Here is a 2620-nt window from a genome sequence, read left to right as displayed (position 1 = left end):
CACGGGGGTGCGCAGCAATCCAGCATAAATCAACCAATTGAAAAACAATCGGTATCAACAAACTTGGCACACTATTGAGTTCTCAAACAACAGACCCCCCAAAACATCACCCACACCACACCACAAAAGCAGCGCACCAAACAGGGCCATTGGAAAAGAAGAGTTATTTTTGGCCGCCTACCGAACCGTACACACCTTCCGGCTTTCCGTTTCGCACCCGGCGACTCAGAAAACAATACACGCCCCACCACCCCAACGCAAATCCACCCCAAACAGCGTTCCTTGAGGGGCACCTTCCCGCCCCGTCCGAGCTGTCAGGACCCCCATCTACGTCGTGCCTACTGACGTCATTGGACCATCCATGGATACGCCCCGCGCCCACAGTCAAGGCGAAAGCCCTCCCGTGGTGCGGGCATCATCCAATCCCGGCCGCGGGCGCCAGGTGCGGCTGCCCGACAACCTCGGCCCGCCGCCGTCGCACTCCCCGCCCATACCTGCAGCGGCAGGCTTTGGCGGCCCCACGAACAATCCCGTCCCGGTCACTTCTGGACGGCTACGGCCCATCGGCAGCCTGCCCATGACGCAGGCGGACGCTGATGGGAGGATGGAACACATGGAACTGCACATCACAGGAGATGCCGCCGCGGACCAACTACTCAGTGACGACGCATTCGCGTTGTTGACCGGTATGTTGCTCGATCAACAGGTCACTATGGAGTCGGCCTTCGCGGGACCCGAAAAGATCCGCGCACGCCTAGGATCTTTGGACCCCGCCGCCATAGCTGAATATGACCCCGCCGGGTTCGTTGAAGTCTTCAAGGAACGGCCTGCCGTCCACCGATTCCCCGGTTCCATGGCCGGCAGGGTTCAAGCGTTGGCCGAGACCGTCCACAGTGACTGGAACGGGGATGCCGCAGCCATATGGACCAGCGGCACCCCCGACGGCCAGGAAGTTCTCCGCAGGCTCAAAGCACTACCTGGCTTCGGAGAACAGAAGGCGAGAATCTTCCTCGCCCTCCTCGGCAAACAATGCGACCTCCAGGCCGAGGGGTGGCGGGAAGCCGCGGGCCACTACGGCGAAGAAGGCTCATACTTGTCGGTCGCCGACATTGTGGACCCCGAGTCCCTGGTCAAAGTGCGTGCCAGCAAGCAAGCGGCCAAAGCAGCCGCCAAGGCTTCGAAGGCAACAAACGCCTGAACCCCACGTCAGCGCCAGAATTCCGATAGCCGGCCGGCAAGGTGCCTGCCTTGCTCGAAGCCGGCTCGAGCGGCGGGCGGCCGCAGGGACAAGTCCATCGCCTGGGCACCGAACATATGCTCGGAGCCGCTGTCCGGGAAGACCGTTTCTACCCGGCTTCCGCCTGCGCGCAGTTCGTCAAGCTGTGTTGCCAGATGCATGCCCCAATCCAAGGGAGTCCGGGATCTGCCACCGAAAGGTGACAACACCAACACCCGCGCATATCCGGACGCCAGATCGGCATTCTCGGCATTGGACCTGTAGCCACCGTCGATGTATCGACTACTGCCGATGGTGTACGCGAAGCCACTGGCACAGCTGGCGGCCACAGCGTCCACCAAGTCCACTCCGCTGTGGCGATCGAACACCACAGGTTCGCCGGTTTCTGCATTGACCGCCGTAATGGCAACCGGCTGTTCCGGCCAGTCCTGGCTGGGCAACCTGGTGGCGACAGTAGCGCGCCACCGGGTTTGAATCGAACCGTCCGACGCCGCTGCCATTTCCAGCGCCGACGCACCCATTCTGCGGCGCATGTCCGCTGCGTTCGCAGCGGCGTCAATGATGCGGCTGGTCCTGTCCATATGGTCCAGTACGGCCCGGCTTGCTTCTGCACCCACGCCGCCTCGCCCACCGATGGGGGCGGCGGGGGCTGTCCGCGGCGGTGGTGTTGCAGCCAGGATGGCGGCATAGAGCTCAGCGGGATTCGAGCCAGTGATCTGGGCTGCCGCCGTCGAGCCCGCAGAGGTGCCAATGATCAGATCTGCTTGGGTCGTGTCCACCCCGGAGTCGAAGAGGCCGGCGATGACGCCGATCAGCCAGGCGTTGCCTGTAGACCCTCCACCGCCGAGGACCAAAGCACGCTCCCTCGCAGCGGGTACGAGCTGGACGACGTTGACCTGCGGCTCCGTCTGGACGGATGCCGGCAGGCCAGAGGGCGACGTCGGATGGGAGGGCAGAGATGAAGAAGGTTTTTGGTTCATGGGAGTTACCTTTCGCGAATTGCTTGGCGGGACTCCCGGTTGCGACTACCTCAGTCGCATGATCGTGGACTGCAGGGGAGCGCCCATTGCGGATACTGCATACATGGGTCTCACCTCCTGCTGATAGATCACGACTACTGAAAACTAACACGCTGACGCGCCTTGCGCCATTGGAGTTCTCCACATTGGCCACACCCGCCTGAATGCTGGGTTGTTGTGGTGGTGGTGTGGTTAACGTGGGAAGGCCCCCGCTGGGGGAGGCCTGTGCTGGGTGTGCTGTTTGGTGTGTTCTGTTTGTGGTTTGGTGGTTAAGTGGGGAGAGCCCCGACCGTCGTGGTCGGGGCTCTGCCGTTTTTAATGTGTGTCCGGCGGTGTCCTACTCTCCCACACCCTCCCGGGTGCA

2 protein-coding genes are annotated in these 2620 nt (G+C 62.3%); one reads left to right on the top strand and one right to left on the bottom strand.

Annotated features, from left to right (window positions below; genetic code table 11):
* The first annotated feature begins 604 nt into the window (after positions 1-604).
* Positions 605-1198, top strand: coding sequence for an HhH-GPD-type base excision DNA repair protein (locus ACFRJ9_RS23915; protein ID WP_377673383.1), 594 nt, complete (start codon positions 605-607; stop codon positions 1196-1198).
* A gap of 8 nt (positions 1199-1206) precedes the next feature.
* On the opposite strand, the gene ACFRJ9_RS23910 is transcribed toward ACFRJ9_RS23915, so the two are convergent.
* A complete protein-coding gene (locus ACFRJ9_RS23910; protein ID WP_377673380.1) occupies positions 1207-2217 on the bottom strand; it encodes a patatin-like phospholipase family protein in 1011 nt (336 codons plus the stop codon).
* Positions 2218-2620 lie beyond the last annotated feature (403 nt).

Source organism: Paenarthrobacter sp. NPDC056912 (assembly GCF_042786555.1).
In the GTDB taxonomy this organism is placed as follows: domain Bacteria; phylum Actinomycetota; class Actinomycetes; order Actinomycetales; family Micrococcaceae; genus Arthrobacter.
This window is presented reverse-complemented; position numbering and strand designations above follow the sequence as displayed.

Excerpts from the sequence above, each read along its gene's own strand:
- ACFRJ9_RS23915 (WP_377673383.1), top strand. The coding sequence starts at position 605 with ATGGAACACATGGAACTGCACATCACAGGAGATGCCGCCGCGGACCAA.
- ACFRJ9_RS23910 (WP_377673380.1), bottom strand. The coding sequence starts at position 2,217 with ATGAACCAAAAACCTTCTTCATCTCTGCCCTCCCATCCGACGTCGCCC.